Origin of the sequence: Paenibacillus sp. FSL R5-0749, assembly GCF_038595085.1 — a bacterium.
Taxonomy (GTDB): Bacteria; Bacillota; Bacilli; order Paenibacillales; family Paenibacillaceae; genus Paenibacillus.
This window is the reverse complement of the sequence record NZ_CP152005.1, coordinates 578,769-597,837: the sequence shown is the minus strand read 5'-3', so window position 1 is coordinate 597,837 and position 19,069 is coordinate 578,769. Positions and strand designations below refer to the sequence as shown.

The 19,069-nt window shown below is 47.7% G+C and carries 16 protein-coding genes; 9 read left to right on the top strand and 7 right to left on the bottom strand.

Annotated features, from left to right (window positions below):
• Window positions 1–155 precede the first annotated feature (155 nt).
• From MKY85_RS02795 to MKY85_RS02775, 5 genes are all read right to left on the bottom strand, one after another.
• Window positions 156–752, bottom strand: coding sequence for a sigma-70 family RNA polymerase sigma factor (locus MKY85_RS02795; protein ID WP_339239322.1), 597 nt, complete (start codon window positions 750–752; stop codon window positions 156–158).
• Window positions 753–1,726: 974 nt separating this feature from the next.
• A complete protein-coding gene (locus MKY85_RS02790; protein WP_017690878.1) occupies window positions 1,727–2,038 on the bottom strand; it encodes a hypothetical protein in 312 nt (103 codons plus the stop codon).
• Window positions 2,039–2,301: 263 nt separating this feature from the next.
• The gene (locus MKY85_RS02785) at window positions 2,302–2,409 is read right to left on the bottom strand and encodes a hypothetical protein (RefSeq protein ID WP_017690879.1); all 108 of its coding nucleotides are present in this window, start codon (window positions 2,407–2,409) and stop codon (window positions 2,302–2,304) included.
• A gap of 43 nt (window positions 2,410–2,452) precedes the next feature.
• A complete protein-coding gene (locus MKY85_RS02780; protein WP_017690880.1) occupies window positions 2,453–2,557 on the bottom strand; it encodes a hypothetical protein in 105 nt (34 codons plus the stop codon).
• Between the two features lie 430 nt (window positions 2,558–2,987).
• A complete protein-coding gene (locus MKY85_RS02775; RefSeq protein ID WP_017690882.1) occupies window positions 2,988–3,314 on the bottom strand; it encodes an MTH1187 family thiamine-binding protein in 327 nt (108 codons plus the stop codon).
• 774 nt (window positions 3,315–4,088) lie between these two features.
• On the opposite strand from MKY85_RS02775, the gene MKY85_RS02770 reads away from it, so the two are divergent.
• From MKY85_RS02770 to MKY85_RS02755, 4 genes are all read left to right on the top strand, one after another.
• Entirely contained in the window at window positions 4,089–6,422 is a 2,334-nt protein-coding gene (locus tag MKY85_RS02770) for a ribonucleoside-diphosphate reductase subunit alpha (RefSeq protein ID WP_339239321.1), read from the top strand.
• Window positions 6,423–6,759: 337 nt separating this feature from the next.
• Window positions 6,760–7,791: a ribonucleotide-diphosphate reductase subunit beta gene (locus MKY85_RS02765; protein WP_105601435.1), complete on the top strand. Its 1,032-nt coding sequence runs from the start codon at window positions 6,760–6,762 to the stop codon at window positions 7,789–7,791.
• 165 nt (window positions 7,792–7,956) lie between these two features.
• Window positions 7,957–8,931 carry an SMI1/KNR4 family protein gene (locus MKY85_RS02760; protein ID WP_342571728.1) on the top strand — a complete coding sequence of 325 codons (975 nt, stop codon included), beginning with the start codon at window positions 7,957–7,959 and terminating at the stop codon, window positions 8,929–8,931.
• Window positions 8,932–8,952: 21 nt separating this feature from the next.
• The gene (locus tag MKY85_RS02755; RefSeq protein ID WP_342571727.1) at window positions 8,953–9,987 is read left to right on the top strand and encodes an aminoglycoside phosphotransferase family protein; all 1,035 of its coding nucleotides are present in this window, start codon (window positions 8,953–8,955) and stop codon (window positions 9,985–9,987) included.
• Between the two features lie 162 nt (window positions 9,988–10,149).
• Here the strand turns inward: MKY85_RS02755 and MKY85_RS02750 are convergent, their stop codons facing one another.
• Window positions 10,150–11,961 carry a S9 family peptidase gene (locus tag MKY85_RS02750; protein WP_342571726.1) on the bottom strand — a complete coding sequence of 604 codons (1,812 nt, stop codon included), beginning with the start codon at window positions 11,959–11,961 and terminating at the stop codon, window positions 10,150–10,152.
• Window positions 11,962–12,102: 141 nt separating this feature from the next.
• The gene (gene fosB / locus MKY85_RS02745) at window positions 12,103–12,522 is read right to left on the bottom strand and encodes a metallothiol transferase FosB (protein WP_124117873.1); all 420 of its coding nucleotides are present in this window, start codon (window positions 12,520–12,522) and stop codon (window positions 12,103–12,105) included.
• Window positions 12,523–12,677: 155 nt separating this feature from the next.
• Between fosB and MKY85_RS02740 the strand changes: the two genes are divergently transcribed.
• The 5 genes from MKY85_RS02740 to MKY85_RS02720 all read left to right on the top strand — a co-directional run bounded on the left by MKY85_RS02740 (window position 12,678) and on the right by MKY85_RS02720 (window position 18,437).
• Window positions 12,678–13,577, top strand: a complete 900-nt coding sequence (locus MKY85_RS02740) for an SDR family oxidoreductase (RefSeq protein ID WP_342571725.1) — start codon at window positions 12,678–12,680, stop codon at window positions 13,575–13,577.
• A gap of 11 nt (window positions 13,578–13,588) precedes the next feature.
• Window positions 13,589–13,765, top strand: a complete 177-nt coding sequence (locus tag MKY85_RS02735) for a hypothetical protein (RefSeq protein WP_339258615.1) — start codon at window positions 13,589–13,591, stop codon at window positions 13,763–13,765.
• A gap of 42 nt (window positions 13,766–13,807) precedes the next feature.
• Window positions 13,808–15,418 carry a gamma-glutamyltransferase family protein gene (locus MKY85_RS02730; RefSeq protein WP_342571724.1) on the top strand — a complete coding sequence of 537 codons (1,611 nt, stop codon included), beginning with the start codon at window positions 13,808–13,810 and terminating at the stop codon, window positions 15,416–15,418.
• 331 nt (window positions 15,419–15,749) lie between these two features.
• On the top strand, window positions 15,750–16,757 hold the full coding sequence (locus MKY85_RS02725) for a BMP family ABC transporter substrate-binding protein (RefSeq protein ID WP_342571723.1): 1,008 nt from the start codon (window positions 15,750–15,752) through the stop codon (window positions 16,755–16,757).
• Between the two features lie 27 nt (window positions 16,758–16,784).
• Window positions 16,785–18,437 (top strand): methyl-accepting chemotaxis protein, encoded by a 1,653-nt coding sequence (locus tag MKY85_RS02720; RefSeq protein WP_342571722.1) that lies wholly within the window; start codon window positions 16,785–16,787, stop codon window positions 18,435–18,437.
• Window positions 18,438–19,069: the final 632 nt, after the last annotated feature.

Below are 19,069 nucleotides of genomic sequence, written 5' to 3'. Positions count from 1 at the left end.
TGGCAGGAAGCCAGTCACTTCCTGCAATTCCCTCACCTCCTGGCGACAAGTTTCGCAAGTTGCCATATGGGCTTCAAACGCTGCCACTTCCTCTGCTTCCAGTCCGCCCAGCACATACATCGGTGCCAGATCAGACCACTCCTCATGTCGCTCTATCATGGATGTATGCCCTCCCTTCCCGCGTCCGGATGCAATTCAGCATCGGCCAGCAACTTTTGGAGCTGTCGCATGGCAAGCCTGACACGGCTCTTTACTGTACCCAGCGGAATCCCGAATCGGCTGGATACTTCCTGCTGGGTTAATCCCGCATAATAAATCGATTCTATAACTTGCTGCTGATCACCATTCAGTTGGGACAACGCCTCTTTAATCCGAGTGCCTTCCCATTTACGCTGCACTTCTTCTTCCGTATTCGTATGCTCATCGGCATAGGCCGCCAGTGTCTCGTGTTCAACTGAAGTAGCCGCTGCCCCTTTCGATCTCCGCCTCAGCATGTCCACTGCTATGTTGCGCGTAATCGCAAACATCCATGTGGTCAGCTTCCCCTGTGAGGCATCGTATCGTTCAGCATTATTCCAGACCCGCATAAAAAGTTCCTGAACGGTCTCTTCGGCCGTCATGGGATCGCCAACGATCCGATAGGCAAAAGAATACACCGCTCGCTCATAACGGTCATATAAAAGCTCCAGTGCGGAGGAATCACGTTCCGCAATCTGTCGCATTAACCTGCTGTCCTCCATCGATTCAGTCATGCGAGGGCCCCTTTCTGTTTCTTCCCTCTTATTATAACCTACGCAGAATCTTTTGAAGAGGATTACCTCAATTGAGAAATAGTTTGAAAAAATTCTGTTTATTTTCAAACGAATATTTCAGCTATTGTCTTGAAGGACTACCCGAAAAACATGTTTTTCTGTTCGTACTTTCCTTTTTATTGCAATAAATTACAACCTGTGGTATAGTATAAGAGTTGTATTAAACAACCTCATATGATTTCTGTCTTCTTTAAACCCCGGAATATTTTCTTCATGCTGCGACCGCAGCGAATTAAGCACAATCAACCTATGAAGATTGAAGAACCTGCATCACAATAACCCGGTAGTACAGAGTTTCACAAGATGTTCCCATTCACACTGGCGCGGTCATCGGAGCCGCAAGGACAAAAGAGAGGTAGGGCTTTTGTTGTTTTGGATATCACTTATTCTTGAGAAGATTGAAAACATACACAAAGCACCCGGAATTGGGTTCCGGGTGTTTATCCATGTCTACATACACATTTCAAGCACCGTCTACACACTGTCAGACCCCGTTCCCTCAGTTGAACAGTCTCTCCTTCCGCCTATCGGGCTCACCAGACGCTAACGAATCCTGCACACCTTATATTGAGGATTTCTACGGTATGTAAAATCTAACAAATCCCAGCAACGTTAATCCATGTCACTTCATGAGTATAAGCTCCAAATGTGCCCAAATTCAGCTCATTAGACGTCTACGATTCGTTAAACTCTTGAAACGTCAGAAATTCATGGAATAGAGCCTGTGGAGTTCGTTAAAGAACGATTCACAAAGTAAAAAAGGGACACCGCAGGATGAGATCCTACGCTGTCCCGTTCTGACTCATGAGTACTTTATGCCCCAACATGGAACATAGTGTTTATTTAAAGTTGATGAGTCAGCCCCTATCGTAATGATCCACGATCAGCGAAAGCCTCTTTGCATTCGTAACCAATTAGATGAACATCGTTTTGGAGATAATAACCAGCAGTATGAACAGTACAAGGATCGTACCCATGGAACCCCAGCTTCCGCCGCCATGCCCATAGGATACTCCGCAACCCTGTTGATAACCATGCATCATTGGAGCCTGATTGGCATGGTGTCCGTATCCATAGCCATATCCCATTGGCATTGTTCCACAACCATATCCATACCCATGCATTTCATGACCTGTGTATTGGTATCCTTGCATATGCTCATAACCTCCCATATGTCCGTATACATGCCCCTGTCCGTTCGGTGAATTCGGTTTTACTTCGCTCATTGTTCATTCCTCCTTAACATTTGCCTACACCCCTAAGCTATGTATTCAGCCTACCTCTGGACCGGGCTATCGCCCTACTTCCGACAAAATGGGCGTTTAGCCGTTAAGTAACCATCTCTTTTTTCGAAAGAATAACGTCCTTGCACACTCGTAAATCCCATTCAATTCTTCCGTTCACCATAAGCTAACTCCTCTCCCTGGCTCTCCACCATGCTTGTCCTCTAGAAAAAAACCCCACCGGTTGCCCGGCAGAGCTCGCCATATTATACCCAGAATGATTTAGTAATGATTACGAGAAGAATGAACAGAACCAGGATTGCTCCGGTTGATGTCCAGCCGCCATAGCCTACGCCTTCAACTACATTGCTCATGCAGAACCCTCCTTTACGAATATATTAGGGTCCAAGCCGGTTATTAGATCAGGAATGCTTTAGAAATAATGACCAACAAGATAAAGAGAACCAAGATCGCGCCAGTCGATGTCCATGCGCCGCCGTATCCACCTACTACTCCACTCATGTAAACCCCTCCTTTGATTTGAGGTACAGTTCACTATATGCACCAATCACACATGGGACCGGGCTCAGGTCGAAAATGGGCGGTTCTTTTCACAGATTATTCTCTGAACATACATACAGGATTAGTTCTCAAGGTCTGTCTGTTATGTTCAAACACGTTTAAGTCATAAATAAATCTCACGGGTATATCAACCGTATGTATGTACACCAAACATTTGAATAAAAATGTTACGAATTACGATGAAGATTTCATACGAATTAGCGGAGGATACACCAACGCCACTTTGATTGGAGCTTCATTGGTAGTTGCCGATTAAACTGTTAAATGAGCATACAAAAAGGCCAGCTCTTGAAGAGACTGGTCTTTTGGACATTCGATTAAAGGATGTGGCGTATTTACATAACTAACAACCAACCATATATATTAGGAATTAATTGGGTCTTGCCTGAAGTGACGTCAGTTTATCCTGTACCGATTGTAACTTCTGTATACTTGAGGCATCCGGTTTGTCACGACGGTCGTCAATTTTGACGGATGTGGACACACGCTGGGCACCTGACAGAAACGGTGCTTCATGCAGAGCCGCAATTGCTGTAAAGATCTCATTAAGCGGTCCCTCAATAATGGTGCTCATGGAAGTCAACTGATATGTAATGCCCCGCTGATGTTCCAATACCTTTTGCATGTCCGCCACATAACTGCTTAGACTCGTTGTACCCGTTCCGATTGGAATGACAGTCACTTCTGCTATTGCCATTTTGCTCCGCCTCCTCTGGGCCCCGTGAACAACCGCTGCCGCTTATTTTAGTCGAAATTTGACTACTTTTATTCTACCAGTTGAATGCGTTACAATTCAAACTGACGTGAACACGTCATTCAAAATGTTCAAAAATTTTTTTTGATAAATCTTCAAATCTTCCAGTCCTTTTCCTTTGCGGATTCCTCGCTTAAATGGTATACTCGGAATTACGTTTTACTGGTTCTGCCCACTTTACAAACACAATATGTTGGGTTACAGTATGTTGACAGCTACAAAATGTAGTAACGCTAGATTTCTCCGCTTCTAATAGTCACCTTCTGCATTCTCGCGAAAAACAGGATGAAATCACCTCCAAAGGCACGTCCCTGTAGGTGTAAATCGCTTTCTCGAAACAGAGTTGACACAGAGGTTAACGGGGCTGTTTGGACTGCATCCGGTATCCTCAAACTACAGGCACATCTGCATATAGACAAAAGCTTACATAAGCACCCTTCTCTGTCGATATCCTGAACCTTCAAGACAGCAAGGAAGCCAGAGCATCCATGGGCATTTTCAGCCGCGAGGCGGGAGAATGCTTTTTATATGAGCATGTTCTGCATTGTGCTGCTTTGTGCGCTCAAGTTGAGCGATCTAAGACATGATTTGTCGCCGCCGTTTCAGTCCGCAAAACGTAACCCTATTTCTTTTTCTCACCGTAAGAAAGACACTCAATTCTTTATATAAAGAATTTCTCCAATTTATCTCTTAAACATGCGAAAGCGAGGAATATTCATGCCACAAGTTGTGACCAAGCCGAACAACCGCCAGCTTGCCTTTGATGATATGCGTATCTCGGTATATGCCGACCGTATCCTGGAAGGACTGGACATGCTCGACAAGGAACGTCTGGTACGCGGGGTAAACAGCAAGCTCCGCCGTGATGAAGTTACCGGAGACGAGATCAGCAACGCTTTTATGATGAGCGCACTGGAACTGGTAACCAAAGAGGAGCCTAACTGGAAATTTGCAGCGGCACGCTCCCTGCTCACTTCCCTGTACAAAAAAGCGGCTACCAACCGCAGATACAAGTCTTACCCGGACGAGCCTTATGGGGCATTCCATCCTCTTCTTGTAGACCTCGTGAAAAAAGGCATCTACCGTGAAGAATTGCTGGAATGTTACACCAAAGAACAGATTGATGAACTTGCGGAGTGCATTGACTATCGCAACGATCTGCTCTTCGATTATATCGGCTTGCTCACACTGGCAGAACGTTACCTTGCTCACGATTTTGACGGAAAAGTAATGGAGTTGCCTCAAGAGCGTTATATGGTTATTGCGATGTACCTGATGCATCAGGAGCCTGCTGAGAAACGTATGGAACTCGTCAAGGAAGCTTACTGGGCGATGAGCAACATGTATATGACAGCAGCTACACCTACGATGTCCAATGCGGGCAAAAAAGTGGCTGGACAGCTCTCCAGCTGCTTCATTGATACTGTGGACGACTCACTTGAAGGTATCTTCGATTCCAATACAGATGTAGCCCGTCTGAGCAAAATGGGCGGCGGCATCGGCGTTTACCTTGGTAAAGTCAGAGCTCGTGGATCGGATATCCGTGGACACAAAAACACAAGTTCCGGTGTAATCCCTTGGATTCGCCAACTGAATAATACAGCGGTCAGCGTAGACCAGCTTGGTACACGTAAAGGTGCCATTGCCGTATATCTGGACGTCTTCCACAAAGACATTCTGGCCTTCCTTGATCTGAAGCTGAACAACGGTGACGAACGGATGCGTGCACATGACGTATTCCACGGCATCTGTCTGCCTGACCTGTTCATGGAGCGAGTAGCCAGCCGCGGTGAGTGGAGTCTGTTCTGCCCGCACGAAACGAAAAAAGTGATGGGCTGGAAAGATGAGAACGGTCGTGCACTCGGACTGGAAGATTTCTATGATGAAACTGTAGGCGCAGGCGCGTTCCGTGAGAAGTATGAGGAAGCGGTCAACCACCCACTGTTGTCCCGTATCACGGTTCAGGCGATTGATATCATGAAACGTGTGATGAAATCCCAACTGGAAACAGGTACGCCGTACATGTTCTACCGGGATACCGTTAACCGTTCGAACCCGAACAGTGCACACGGCATGGTATACTCTTCCAACCTTTGTACCGAAATCATGCAGAACCAATCTGCGACTGTAGTTGAAAAGGAAGAGCTCGTTACCAAGGATGGACAAACCCGCATCGTGATTTCCAAAGTACCTGGCGATTTCGTAGTCTGCAACCTGAACTCGATTCACTTGGCACGTGCTGTACCTCATGATGTATTGGAACGTCTGGTACCGATTCAGGTTCGTATGCTGGACAACGTTATCGATATCAACAACATTGAAGTGCTGCAAGCCCAATACACCAACAGTCAATACCGTGCGGTTGGTCTGGGAACCTTCGGACTTCATCATCTGCTTGCTCTTGAAGGCATTCGTTGGGAATCGGAAGAAGCTGTCACATATAACGATAATCTCTATGAAAAAATTAACTATCTGCTTGTGAAAGCCAGCATGGAACTTTCAAAGGAAAAAGGACATTATCCGAAATTCCAAGGTTCCGATTGGCAAACAGGCAAATACTTCGACCAACGGGAATACACAACTGGTGAGCGCGTGGGCGAATTCGTTACAACAGAACAATGGAAAGAACTGCAAGCACAGGTTCAGCAAAACGGTGTCCGTAACGCTTGGATGTTCGCCATTGCACCAAATGGTTCAACGTCCATAATTGCAGGTTCAACAGCCAGCATTGATCCACTTTACGAACTGTTGTCCTATGAAGAGAAAACGACATACAAGATTGCCAATCCGGCACCTGATCTGTCCGAAAAAACGATCTGGTACTACAAAACAGCATTCATGGTCGATCAACATGCTTCCATTAATATGGCTGCTGCTCGTCAACGCCACGTCGATCAGGGACAGAGCTTCAACCTGTATGTTCGTCCGGATATCAAAGCAACGGAATTCCTGGAACTGCACTTGCACGCCTGGAGAGCCGGCATGAAATCGACGTATTACGTTCGTAGCCGGGCATTAACCATTGAAGAATGCGATTCCTGCGCAAGCTAAGTTTTATCCATGATAGAGCAGATTGACTAGATTCACGATGACCACCAGGGCATCCTGTTTTGATTGCAAAATGGCGTTGCCCTGGTTCTTTTTTGCCTAAAACACGATCACAGCATCGCAAGATGTTAATATAGATGCCACATTATATATAAAAGAATTAATGATTACACGATAACGAAGAGGACAGAACAAAGCTGAAGAAACGGAGCGTTCGCCTTTATCACCGGATTTTCCCTTTAAAAGAGGGAATCAATAAAATCAGGGGATAACAGTGATCGGAAGGTTGTTCTGTCATCGTAGTTATGCAGTGTAAATTCATTCAAGGAGTGAACGGACGATGCAAGTACAGAAAATTTTTAACACCGAAGCCCCTAACCAATCCACCCGTATTATTGAAGGTGAATGCTCCGGTATCCTGAACTGGAACGACATTCGCATGCCACATATGTACAAATTGTACAAAGTACTGCTGCTCAACCACTGGATTGCAGACGAGATTCCCATGTCCAAAGATGCTTCCCAGTTTGCTCAACTGGATGAGGAAGAACAACGTACATTCAAAATCAACATCTCCCTGCTCGCGGTACTTGATTCCATGCAGACGATGTTTGTGGGTGACGTAAAACGTTACTTTACCGATTCTTCACTCGAAGCGATCTCGGCCATTATTGGACAGCAGGAAGTTGTTCATAACCAATCGTATTCCTACGTCCTCTCTTCCATCGTATCTGATCGGGAGCAAAAGGAAATTTTTGAATACTGGAAACATGATCCGGTGCTGCTCGACCGCAACCGTTTCATCGCTGATATCTATCAGAACTTCCGGGACGAGCCGTCTCCACAGACGTTCTTCCAAGCCATGGTGGCCGATCTGGTACTCGAAGGAATCTTCTTCTATAGTACATTTGCCTTCTTCTACAACCTGGCCCGTGACCAGAAAATGATGGCAACCAGCCAGATGATTTCCTATATCCAGCGAGATGAAAATCAACACTGTTACTTCTTTGCTGAAGTGTACAAACAGTTGCTGGTGGACTTCCCTGAACTGAACACACCTGAGAACATGGAATATGTATACACAACCATTAATCGTGCGGTTGAGCTCGAAACCAACTGGGCACATTACACGCTCAGCAACGTACGCGGCATTGACCTGAACGAGCTGGAAGATTACATCAAGTACATCGCCAACAAACGTCTGCGTCTGATGGGTATGGAAAAAGCATATGAAGGTGTGGATGTAAACTGCATGCCTTGGATCAAACCATTCTCCGATGAAGCACTGAATGCAACCAAAACCGACTTCTTCGAAGCCAAATCCCGTAACTACGGTAAAGTTGGTGACGATAACGGATTTGACGATTTGTAAAATCTTCTGATCAAGTATCCCGATATAAATAAGCACACATTAAAGCACTCCCTTTGATAGAATGCCTTCATGGCTATCTGCATGCGGGAGTGTTTTTTTGCCTCTTAACCCTGTAAGATAGTTTGTAAAAGACTCACATCCCTCCCAACGAAATGAGGCCTATTCATGGAAAGAGAACTGCTGGAACAAATCAACTTGTGGCATGAGCAGGACCAATTCAGTCTCATTATTGAACGTATCGAGCATATCCCCGTCTCAGAACGGGATTATGATCTGATTGGTCAACTCGCCAGAGCCTATAACAATGACGCACGTTACCGCGAAGCCATTCAACAACTAATGTCTGTCGCGGAACAAGGGGTAAACGATCCGCTCTGGCAATATCGCTTAGGGTACGCGTACTGTTATATCGCCGACTATGAACAAGCACTATTGGCGTTTGAGAGAGCTAACGAACTTCAGCCACATGATGAATCAACCCTTGAATTTCTAAGTCAGATTCGACCTTTTACCGAGAAGATGCGACGGGATCGACAACGCCATGAAGAACACGTTACAGCATGGGAGCAGCGTGGCACGTTGAACCATCTTCGTGCTGCTTCAGGAACGTACGACCCAGTGACATTCTGGAAGCAGAGTGATTATGCACGGGATAACCATGTGTCGGCCCCCTTTGACGAAGACATGATTGTATCGCTTGAACATGAATTTGGTTACAAGCTCCCTGCCTCCTATATTCAGCTTATGCATACCCAAAATGGTGGAATCCCTACACGAACGGTGTTCCCAACCGAAGAAGCAACCTCCTGGGCTGTGGACCATATTGAGATTTCAAGTATTTTGGGGATCGGCCGGGACAAGATGTATTCCCTTGGAGGAGAGTTTGGGAGTCGGTTCATGATCGAAGATTGGGGATACCCTGACCTGGGGATTGTGATCTGTGATTGTCCATCCGCTGGCCATGATGTCGTTATGTTAGATTATCGCTTCTGTGGTCCTGAGGGCGAACCCTGTGTCGTTCATGTGGATCAGGAACATGATTATGAGATTACATATCTGGCGCCGAATTTTGAAGCTTTCATCCGTGGATTGGTCGATGAGGACTGGTATGACCTGTCTGACGAAGAGAATGAGGACTAAACTTCAGGAGGATCCGGCCATATGACAACCCGTATCTATTTTGGTTCCAATCAACTTGGCGAAGTGGCTGCCATTTCATTGCAGGACGCGCTGAATGAACTTGAACTGGGAACCCTTGAAGACTATCAACGAACGGATAAAGGGGTTATGGGGCAGACCTTGCTCATTCGAACTTCCCGTGGAGAGTATATTCTGAAAGGCAATCCTCTATATGCAGGACAGTTACAGGAAGAAAAGTTCTTTGTAGAACAACTGGCGAAACATACGTCCATTCCTGTCCCTGACCCCTATTTATTACAGGAAGATACCGAACTTCTAGGCTGGAGTTATGCCATCATGCCGCGCCTGCCCGGAAATCACCTGTATGATCCAGCATTCCAGGCTTCACTGTCACAGCAGGATCAGGAAGAGATCGCCTGTATGCTTGCCCATACTTTGGCTGAGCTGCACCGCTGGAAGGTGCCTGACGCTGGGGAATATGATCCTGTAGCGCAGCAGATTGTTTCCTTTGCAGGCGATTATCTGGACTGGTTGTACGGAACCATTCGCCACTGGTTACATGATGCGGAGCAATACTCGGTGATTACGGATGACGATGTTCAGTGGGTGGACGAGCAATTCAAGAATGCTGAACCGGCATTTCGTTCCAAAGCTGTTCCGAGTTTTGTCATGGGAGACTTCAAGGTCGAGAATATTCTGATTCAACATGTGGACGACCGTTCAGGTTGGCAGATTAGTGGTCTGTTTGATTTTACAACGGCCTATTTTGGAGACGGCACAGCTGACCTAACCAAAATATCCACCAGGTATGTTCGTGAGGGGCAACCAGAGCTGGCCGCACAGTTTCTTCGCTGCTACCGGGATCTGGTCTGTGCAGCAGATGAGGAGAAATGCGAACACTTCCGCACACGTCTCAGCATGCATCTGCTCTATCAACGTATCTTGTGGTGGGGGGAAGCCAAAGCGACAGGACAAGTGACGTGGGCAGCCGACCTGCCTTTTGCAAAGTGGGCGGAGCAGTCCATCGATTCAATTCTTGCATTGCTGGATGAGTAGATTTGGACAGGTCGCTCAAGGATAGCGGCCTTCCAAACTAACGTATGTATCATATATGTCGACCAACATCTGGACGCACGGATAGAACCGCCAAAGATCAATAATGATCTCTGGCGGTTTTGGTCATCTCACTATATCTCAGTCAATGATGGAATCTTCAACTTAAGCCTGTGCGACGGGTGACTCCTGATGTTTCTGCAAAAACTCCAGCATCCGGCGATACACGAGAATCTCGTTTGCCTTTCTGGAGAAGCCATGGCCCTCATCGTCCAGAACGATGTATTCCACATCAAGTCCCTTCGACTGGAGCGCAGCCACGATCTGATCGGACTCGGCCTTCACGACCCTTGGATCATTGGCCCCCTGAATGACCAGCATTGGGTTAACCATCTGATCGAGATACGTAATCGGTGAATCCTTCGTTAAACGTTCGCGGTCACGGACAGGATCACCCAGCCAGTTATCCATCATCGGCTTCCAGTCTTCCGGTACGGATTCCAGGAATGTGAACAGGTTACTTGGCCCAAAAATATCAACCGCAGCCCGGAACAGCTCCGGATGGCGTCCTGCCAATAACAGGGTCATGTATCCCCCATAACTTCCACCTACCACAAACAACCGCTCTGGCGAGGTAATTCCCTGATCAAACAGCCAGTTGATCCCGGCAACACAGTCCAGTCTTGGCCCTTCGCCCCAATCTCGTTCAACTAATTTGACGAACTCCGCACCATATCCGGTACTGCCCCGGAAATTCGGTGCAAAGATATGATAGCCCTGCGCGAGCATCATCTGGAACATCGGCCGAAAAAACTTCGCTTCGGAGGCTTGCGGCCCACCATGAGGCCAAAATACAGTGTATCCATTGGCCTGCTCTGGCTTTGCTTTGAACAAGAGAGCTTCAATCTCCAGTCCGTCATAGGATTTATAACGAATAACGTCAGGGTACACGAGATCACTTGGGTCAAGTCCCGTTACCCGATTGGCCGTCAGCGACTCCCATGAATCAGCACCTGCCATTTTGCGATAAATATTATGCGGCTGGATTGCTCCACGTCCGAGGATATACACATTGCCAGCCTTCGTCACGTTCACCTGCTCTATCGTATCCAGCGGCATATCTACGCGCCGAGGCTCATCGGCATTTTTGCCTAATACGTACATACGATTCTCCGGCCCTGTAAGTGTCCAGAAATATAAGGTCTCGGAAGCCTGATGCCAGCGGATAAACTCCACATCTTCCCCTTTGATTTTGCACAATGAACGGAATTCGCGGGTATCGATACGGTACTCAGCCACATAGGAATATGCCGAGCCATCATTGGTAATGAACAGAAGGCGATTGTCATCTGCAAAAATCAGATCGGATACCTGACTATGACGTTCTGAGGATGGCAAAATTACCATTTCTTCATCGTTACGATACAGATGTGCCGTCTGATACGTATTCGAGTACATTTTGAGAATGACATAACTCTTCTCGTCAGGACTTATAGCAACCAGGCTGCTCGTAACCTCTTCTCCACTGTATAACAGTTCGTCTTCCCCTGTCTCCAGATCGATGCGCCGTGAATTCAGATAGTTCGGATTACCCGCGCTGGTGACATAATAGAGACGTTGTCCATCCTCGGACAACTCTGAGAAATAACAGCGATCATTCGGTTCCGCCGGAACCACAGGCAATGGAACCCCACCCTCGGGTGGAAGTGCATACAGATGATAGTTCTCATCTCCATCCCGATCAAACGCGGTAAGAAGATGCCGTCCTTGCGGGTCTGCTTTGATAAATTGACTGCTCTGATTCAAGTACGTTAAAGGATACGGATACCCTCCAGGCAAATCCATTGCCCAAATATTCGGCTGACCGTTCAGATTGCTGTCCATGAACAAACGTTTCTCGTCTGCCGATACGGCAAAATGCGAAATGCGGTACGTCTGAAAATATTGCTCAACATCCGGTTTAGGGAACTGAATCATGACAAACCTCCTTGGAATTGAACCAATGAATTTAACATTGGTAAATTAAGGTACCATTTGTCCATATTATAGGTAATGCCAATGTTTAGACAATAGATATGTGAGTTACAATCTCGAATTTTCTTTATTTTCACATGGAAATCATGGATAAAAGGTCATATGAGCCTTATCTTCACGGTAATAATCCAACCTTTGCTTCATCGTGCCTGTATGCAATTCGAACAGATGTCCATCCGGATCGGTAAAATATACAGAAGCAGCATCCCGCGGATCTCTTGGCCTTCCAGGTAGAATGTCCGCCCCGGCTGCTCGAAGTTGCTGCACAGATTCGTCGAACTCTTCTTCTTTAACAGTAAAAGCAATATGAGTATAGGTTCGTTCCGTATAATTGCGAATAACATCCTCCTGATTCAGGGCGATCCACAGACCGGCCAACTCGAAATAAGCCAGTTTGCGTCCTTTCACTTGAATTCGGGCACCGAGAGCCTGCTCATAAAAGGTAATGGACCGCTCCAGATTGGATACGGAAAAGCACAAATGATTAATTCCTTGAATATTCATGTGGCTCCTGACACCTCCATCGATTTAAGGATCTATCCTTATTATGGTATATTTTGCGCAAAAAACAACCGCTGTGCCTGCTCCTCTCGCACATCCTTCTGGGCGAATGCATAGGTTATCCGTATCAATGAACGTTCGAGGAGGATGTAAAGCGAATGAATCCTGTCTATCCTTTTTATGGTGAGAAAACAGTCTGCAAAGAGCAAAAACTGGCATTTCCACCCCAGCATCAGGACCAGCAACCCGGTCTGGAAACCCTGATGGTACCTGAACCAATTAGTGAAGATCCCGCTTATATCGGCAGCTGCAAACTCGAAGGCAAAGTTGCCATTATTACGGGTGGTGATAGCGGAATTGGCCGGGCAGCAGCCATCGCTTTTGCCAAGGAAGGTGCAGATATCGTCATCGCTTATCTATATGAACGGACAGACGCCGAAAGGACTCGTGAACGGATCGAAGAGCTGGGACAGCGCTGCCTATTAATCGAGATCGATCTCCGCCTAAAGAAAAACTGTGAGGCTGTCATTCGCACAACGATGGAGACCTATGGAAAGATCGATATTCTGGTCAACAACCATGGCGTGCAATATGTGCAACCAAGCATTGTCGATATTACGGAAGAGCAGCTATACCATACCTTTCAGACGAACGTGTTCGCTTATTTCTTTCTGATCCAGGCCGCTCTCCCCCATCTGTGCAGAGATGCCTCCATCATTAATACGGCTTCCATTACAGCATACAAAGGTAACGTCCAGTTGATCGATTATTCCTCCACCAAAGGAGCTGTTGTGTCGCTCACTCGTGTACTTTCCCAATCCCTCGCAGCACAGGGAATCCGCGTGAATTCTGTTGCACCTGGTCCCATCTGGACACCTCTTATTCCTGCCAGCTTCTCCGCGGAGGATGTGCAAGTATTTGGAACGGAGACACCTATGGGTCGGGCTGGTCAGCCATATGAACTGGCGGCAGCTTACGTCTATCTCGCCTCCCGTGATTCTTCCTACGTCACAGGTGAATGCATTCATGTCAATGGCGGCGATATGGTGACGACATAGGCTAGTGTGGAATGTGGGTGATATCGTTAACCGATGTCACTCCACTTGGTAGAAACGTACAGATGATTAGCCAGATCGGGATGGACCGTATTTTTGAACATGTGCTGCTGATGTCAGGTTGGATTTGGCAGGTGTGGCAGGATATCGGTTGTCCGGTTGCGAAGAGGGTTAGGAGTATGATCCGGTGATGCCGGAACCTGACATCTTGTGACAAGGAGCTGAACAACCTGATGAACTTTGATCCACTCTACCAACCGTACCCCTCGTACCGCGTGCCTGTGTATGCGAAGCAAGGCATGGTCGCCACGTCACAGCCACTGGCTGCACAAGCCGGTCTGGATGTATTGAAAAAAGGCGGCAATGCCATCGATGCCGCCATTGCAACTGCGGCAGCACTCACCGTGCTGGAGCCCACGTCCAATGGCATTGGAGGCGATGCTTTTGCCCTCATCTGGACCGAGGGCAAACTGCATGGCCTGAATGCCAGCGGCCCTGCGCCTCAGGGCATATCCATTGAGGCGCTTCAAGCGGCAGGCCATACGGAGATGCCGAAGCTTGGGGTTGTGCCGGTGACGGTGCCTGGCGCACCGGCGGGTTGGGCTGAGCTGAGCCGCCGTTTCGGGCGGCTCACGCTGGCGGAAGCGTTGGAGCCAGCTATCCGCTATGCGGAGGAAGGTTATCCGCTTGCGCCTGGGCTGGCCCGCCACTGGGCAAGGGCAGCCGAGATCTATGCACGCCAGGGTGATGCGAAGGCAGGGCGGGCGTGGTTTGAGACATTTGCTCCAGGCGGGCGTGTTCCCGCAGCTGGAGAGATGTGGCGCTCGCCGGATCATGCGGCGACTTTGCGCCAGATTGGCGAGAGCGAAGCGCGAGACTTTTACGAAGGAGAACTGGCCGAACGCATTCATTCCTTTATGGCGGAGCACGGGGGTTATCTGACTCGTGAGGATCTGAAAGCTTTTCAGCCGGAGTGGGTTGATCCGATCTCCGTCTCCTATCGTGGATATGATGTATGGGAGATTCCGCCGAATGGACAAGGCTTGATCGCTCTGGCGGCACTTAATCTGCTGAAAGGTTACGAATTCGACGAGAAAGAATCTGTTCTGGCATATCATCAGCAGCTCGAAGCCATGAAACTGGCATTTGCCGATGGGGAGAAATACATTACGGAAGAACGCAAAATGGGCGTATCGGTCGAGGAACTGCTATCTGAGGCATATGCGGAAGAACGGCGCAAACTCATTGGTGATACTGCACGTGCACCCGAGGCAGGTGATCCACGAGCAAGTGGAACGGTCTATCTGGCTACAGCGGACGGTGAAGGCAACATGGTTTCCTTTATCCAGAGTAACTATATGGGCTTCGGGTCTGGACTTGTTGTGCCGGGGACAGGCATTTCCCTGCAAAATCGTGGACACAACTTCTCACTGGACCCGAATCATGCAAACGCTCTGGAGCCTGGCAAACGCACATATCATACAATCATTCCGGGGTTCCTCACCCGTGGCAACGAAGCGGTCGGGCCATTCGGTGTCATGGGTGGTTTCATGCAACCACAGGGTCATGTACAGGTGGTCATGAATACAATCGATTATCATCTGAACCCACAAGCTGCCCTGGATTCTCCACGCTGGCAGTGGACGAAGGGCAAAACGATTCTCGTGGAACCAGGTTTCCCGCAGCACATTGCACAGGCACTCGCCCGCAAGGGACATGATATCCAAGTGGCACTTGATCCATCCCAATTTGGACGCGGTCAGATTATCTGGCGCAATCTGGACAATGGCGTATTATGCGGCGGTACGGAAACGCGAGCGGATGGCTCCATTTCGGCTTGGTAAGCTCATGCCATTTCATTTATAAAGACAAATGTGGATATCACGACCCGCTTCTCATATCCGCTAGTTCATTTCAAAGACACAATAGAGATGATTCATGTGATCTCTGTTGTGTCTTTTTTGTCTTTTTAGAGTTTTTAACATCAGTAAACAACAGGCTGTAGTTATTCAAGCCCCCTTTTAACCAAAGAAATGTAAAACTAATGTATAATTCATGAAATATTTTTATATTTACGTAAATTTTCACTACATACCATAAATCACAATGCCTCTCTGTCCGATATAGATAGAGGGAAATCAGCAAAAAGCGACTATAGAAATGAGGGTACCACACATGAAAATAAACAAGAACAGACGCGCAGGTCTCACCATAATGATGATTCTGACGGTACTGATCCTGGGGGCATGTTCAGCTAATAATACAACAACGGCAACAGACACAAGAACAAAGGTCGGGATCGTACTCACGGAAGTGGGTCTGGGTGACCGTTCTTTCAATGATGCTGCTTTTAATGGGCTGGTTCAGGCCAGAGACGAGAAAAGCATTGTCTTTGACTATCGTGAACCGGGCGATAAATTAACTGCCGAAGCTGCATTTGAAGAGTTTGCGGAAGCCAAATTCGATCTGATTATCGGCCTGAGTGATACGATCCAAGCAGATATGGAGAAAGTTGCAGCCAAATATCCTGACCAGCAGTTCCTCGTGATTGATAGTCAGTCCGAATTGCCTAACATTGCCTCCATCTCCTTCCGGGCGGAAGAAGGAAGTTATCTGGCAGGTGTGATTGCCGCTATGGCCACAACCGAAAATCATGTTGGTTTCCTTGGTGGGATGGAGATCCCGCTCCTTCGTGATTTCGAGCAAGGTTTTAAGCAAGGTGTTCTGGCTGTCAAGCCGGATGCAACCGTGGATGCCGTCTACGCAGGGGACTTCGGTAATGCCGATCTGGGTGAACAACTGGCTGCACAGATGATTCAGGACAAGGGCGCTGACGTGATCTATGTGGCTGCCGGTCTCACAGGTGTTGGTGCACTGACGGAGATTCAGAAATTAGGGAAATACGCCATCGGTGTAGATACCGATCAATTCTTTTTGGCGGAAAAAGCGATTCTGACGTCCATGCTGAAAAATGTGGATGTCTCCATCTATAATGCCGTGAACACGTTTATTCAAAACAACCATACCTTCCCTCAAAAGGAACTCGTGGAGGGGCTGGCGGAGAACGCCGTGGGTCTGACTGCTCTACATAATATCACGCTCAGTGATGAACAACAGAAAACCTTCGAAGATCTGAAAGCCAAGATCTCTTCCGGTCAAATCAAAATTATGCTTGATCAATAACCCCATCGGATACAAGGAGGTACGCCCATGAAACTACAGGGAAAACTAATACTTAATGCTCTAATTTCACTACTTCTATGCCTTGCGCTGGTCGCTTATATCATCATGCAATTGCTCGGTATGAATGCCAAAAATCAAAATCTGGTACCAGCCATGCTCAAGGTTAGTGAACTGAATGCCAATCAGATTCAGACCCAGCAGGCGCTAGATGTCTATTCGTTCTCCATGACAGCGGGAAATCAGGACGCAGTACTCCGCTTGCTGGATGAAGGTCAAAAGATGATTCAGGAGCTTACGGACGGATTACTGGAAACGGATCAGCAATTGCAACTCATTCAGTCCATCCAGACAAAATTAGAAGCTCTGAACCAGGGAGCTACCGAAGCAATGACCGAGATGAACAGTGCGGAAGCGAAACGTTACAGCACTCGGGTTCGCGGCATACAGAATGATATCTATTCGTTAGATGAGATGACTCGGGATCGTTATGATCAATATACCGTTGATTTGGAGCGTGACATTCAGCAAACGTGGCAAGTCGCTCTTGGTGGAGCCATCGTATTGCTTGTCGCCGTAATGTTGTTCAACATGTATACGTCACGGCAGATCGCCCGGCGTATTCGTACACTCAAGGACGCCGCGGGACAAATTGCGAACGGTGACCTGACCGGACAATTACCGGAAGCTCGGGGCAAAGATGAACTCGATGATCTGAGTCGCTCCTTCGGTATCATGACCCATAATATCCGTGGCATTATTCAATCGATTGGCGCAGCTGGTCATCGTGTCGATCTGATGGCGCAAGATATTGACCGCGGCAACGATACGGCCCAAGCGATCGTGCAGCAAGTATCCCGCACCACGGAGGAACTCTCGATTGGTAGTCAAAAGATTGCCGAGGATCTGAGTGAAACGGTGATGGTTGTGGACAAAATGCAGTCTACCTTCAATAGTAATCTGGAGGCCACCTCCCAATCGGTAATCGATGGTCGCGAAGTATTAACTACCGTTGAGGAAGGTAATAAGGCTGTAGCGGAGCAACTCCGACTGGCCGAAGTGAATCGTATGGCGATGTCCGAGGTGGAACAAACGGTGCGGGAACTGGAAGAAAGCGCAGTTCGAATAACTACGATGACTGCGTATGTATCGGAGATTGCCAAACAAACGACCATGCTCTCGTTGAATGCCTCCATAGAGGCTGCTCGCGCTGGAGAAGCCGGACGTGGATTCGCTGTTGTTGCCGGCGAGGTGAACAAACTCGCCGAACAATCTGCGCAATCGGTTAAGCATATCTATGCCGCCGTGGGCGAAATCACGACCTCCATGGACAAGGTGAAGAACTCTGTTGCACAGAGCATGCAGCTATACGGTGAACAGGAACAAGCCACCAGCCAGACTCGTGAATCCTTCTCTGCCATTCGTGAAAGTGTGGAGCGCATTAGTACGGGTATCCACCAGCTTGCTGAGGACATGCAGCACTCCAATGAACTCAGTACACAAGTGCAACAGGCCATTGAAAATATCAGTGCCATCACCGAGCAGTCGGCGGCCAGCAGTGAAGAGATCACCGCCTCCACGTCGGAACAACAACGTTCCTTCGCTGATGCAAGCGTCAAGGTGAAGTCACTGCGTGATATCAGTGCGGAGATGCATCAGGAACTGCTTCGATTCCGGCTGTAGGCAGGATGTCGGGATAGTTCGGGCTGTAAGCAAGTTGGCCGAAGAATTTGGGCTGCGTGCATCCCAGCATGCAGTGCCCTGCTTCATGACAAGGGTGAAAAGGTAGGTTGGATGCAGGTCAGATGTAGGTTGGATGAAGTTTATATGCTGTTAGATGCTGATTATAGGTGCGCTATAGGTAGGTTATAGGTAGGTTTAGGTGGGCCTGGATCATGCAGCGTGAATATACAAACCAATAAAGGGGAGCCTCCGTCATGAATTATGACAGGGCTCCCCTTTTCAGTAGCTAATCGTTGTTTCATCTAAGATTTTTTCTTTTTGGCGATAAGAAAGTATATCAATTATACTAAACATTTCCACGAAACCGAGAGGACAGACAGATAATAAGAAGCGTAGCTACAAGTTTTCTGTAAGAAAACTAGCTCGGAAACGTATGCTACGCCTAGAACCTCTGAAAGAAAGCAACTTCAGATGCATATGCTATCCCGGATTTCCCCCTTTATAAAAGGAATCCTAAAATTCTGGGGTTAATGGGGTTAACAGCGATCGGAAGGTTGTTCTGTCCTCGGAATGTCCAGTGTACATGATCTGTTAGTTCAACAACTTATATAGATAACAAGACATCAACGTTT

Bases quoted from the DNA above. Each gene is read 5' to 3' on its own strand.
- MKY85_RS02785 (WP_017690879.1), bottom strand. From the start codon at position 2,409: ATGAGCAATGTAGTTGAAGGCGTAGGCTATGGCGGCTGGACATCAACC.
- MKY85_RS02740 (WP_342571725.1), top strand. From the start codon at position 12,678: ATGAATCCTGTCTATCCTTTTTATGGTGAGAAAACAGTCTGCAAAGAG.
- MKY85_RS02735 (WP_339258615.1), top strand. From the start codon at position 13,589: ATGTGGGTGATATCGTTAACCGATGTCACTCCACTTGGTAGAAACGTA.
- MKY85_RS02790 (WP_017690878.1), bottom strand. From the start codon at position 2,038: ATGAGCGAAGTAAAACCGAATTCACCGAACGGACAGGGGCATGTATAC.
- fosB (WP_124117873.1), bottom strand. From the start codon at position 12,522: ATGAATATTCAAGGAATTAATCATTTGTGCTTTTCCGTATCCAATCTG.
- MKY85_RS02780 (WP_017690880.1), bottom strand. From the start codon at position 2,557: ATGAGTGGAGTAGTAGGTGGATACGGCGGCGCATGGACATCGACTGGC.
- MKY85_RS02770 (WP_339239321.1), top strand. From the start codon at position 4,089: ATGCCACAAGTTGTGACCAAGCCGAACAACCGCCAGCTTGCCTTTGAT.
- MKY85_RS02760 (WP_342571728.1), top strand. From the start codon at position 7,957: ATGGAAAGAGAACTGCTGGAACAAATCAACTTGTGGCATGAGCAGGAC.
- MKY85_RS02765 (WP_105601435.1), top strand. From the start codon at position 6,760: ATGCAAGTACAGAAAATTTTTAACACCGAAGCCCCTAACCAATCCACC.
- MKY85_RS02775 (WP_017690882.1), bottom strand. From the start codon at position 3,314: ATGGCAATAGCAGAAGTGACTGTCATTCCAATCGGAACGGGTACAACG.
- MKY85_RS02725 (WP_342571723.1), top strand. From the start codon at position 15,750: ATGAAAATAAACAAGAACAGACGCGCAGGTCTCACCATAATGATGATT.
- MKY85_RS02795 (WP_339239322.1), bottom strand. From the start codon at position 752: ATGACTGAATCGATGGAGGACAGCAGGTTAATGCGACAGATTGCGGAA.
- MKY85_RS02720 (WP_342571722.1), top strand. From the start codon at position 16,785: ATGAAACTACAGGGAAAACTAATACTTAATGCTCTAATTTCACTACTT.
- MKY85_RS02755 (WP_342571727.1), top strand. From the start codon at position 8,953: ATGACAACCCGTATCTATTTTGGTTCCAATCAACTTGGCGAAGTGGCT.
- MKY85_RS02730 (WP_342571724.1), top strand. From the start codon at position 13,808: ATGAACTTTGATCCACTCTACCAACCGTACCCCTCGTACCGCGTGCCT.
- MKY85_RS02750 (WP_342571726.1), bottom strand. From the start codon at position 11,961: ATGATTCAGTTCCCTAAACCGGATGTTGAGCAATATTTTCAGACGTAC.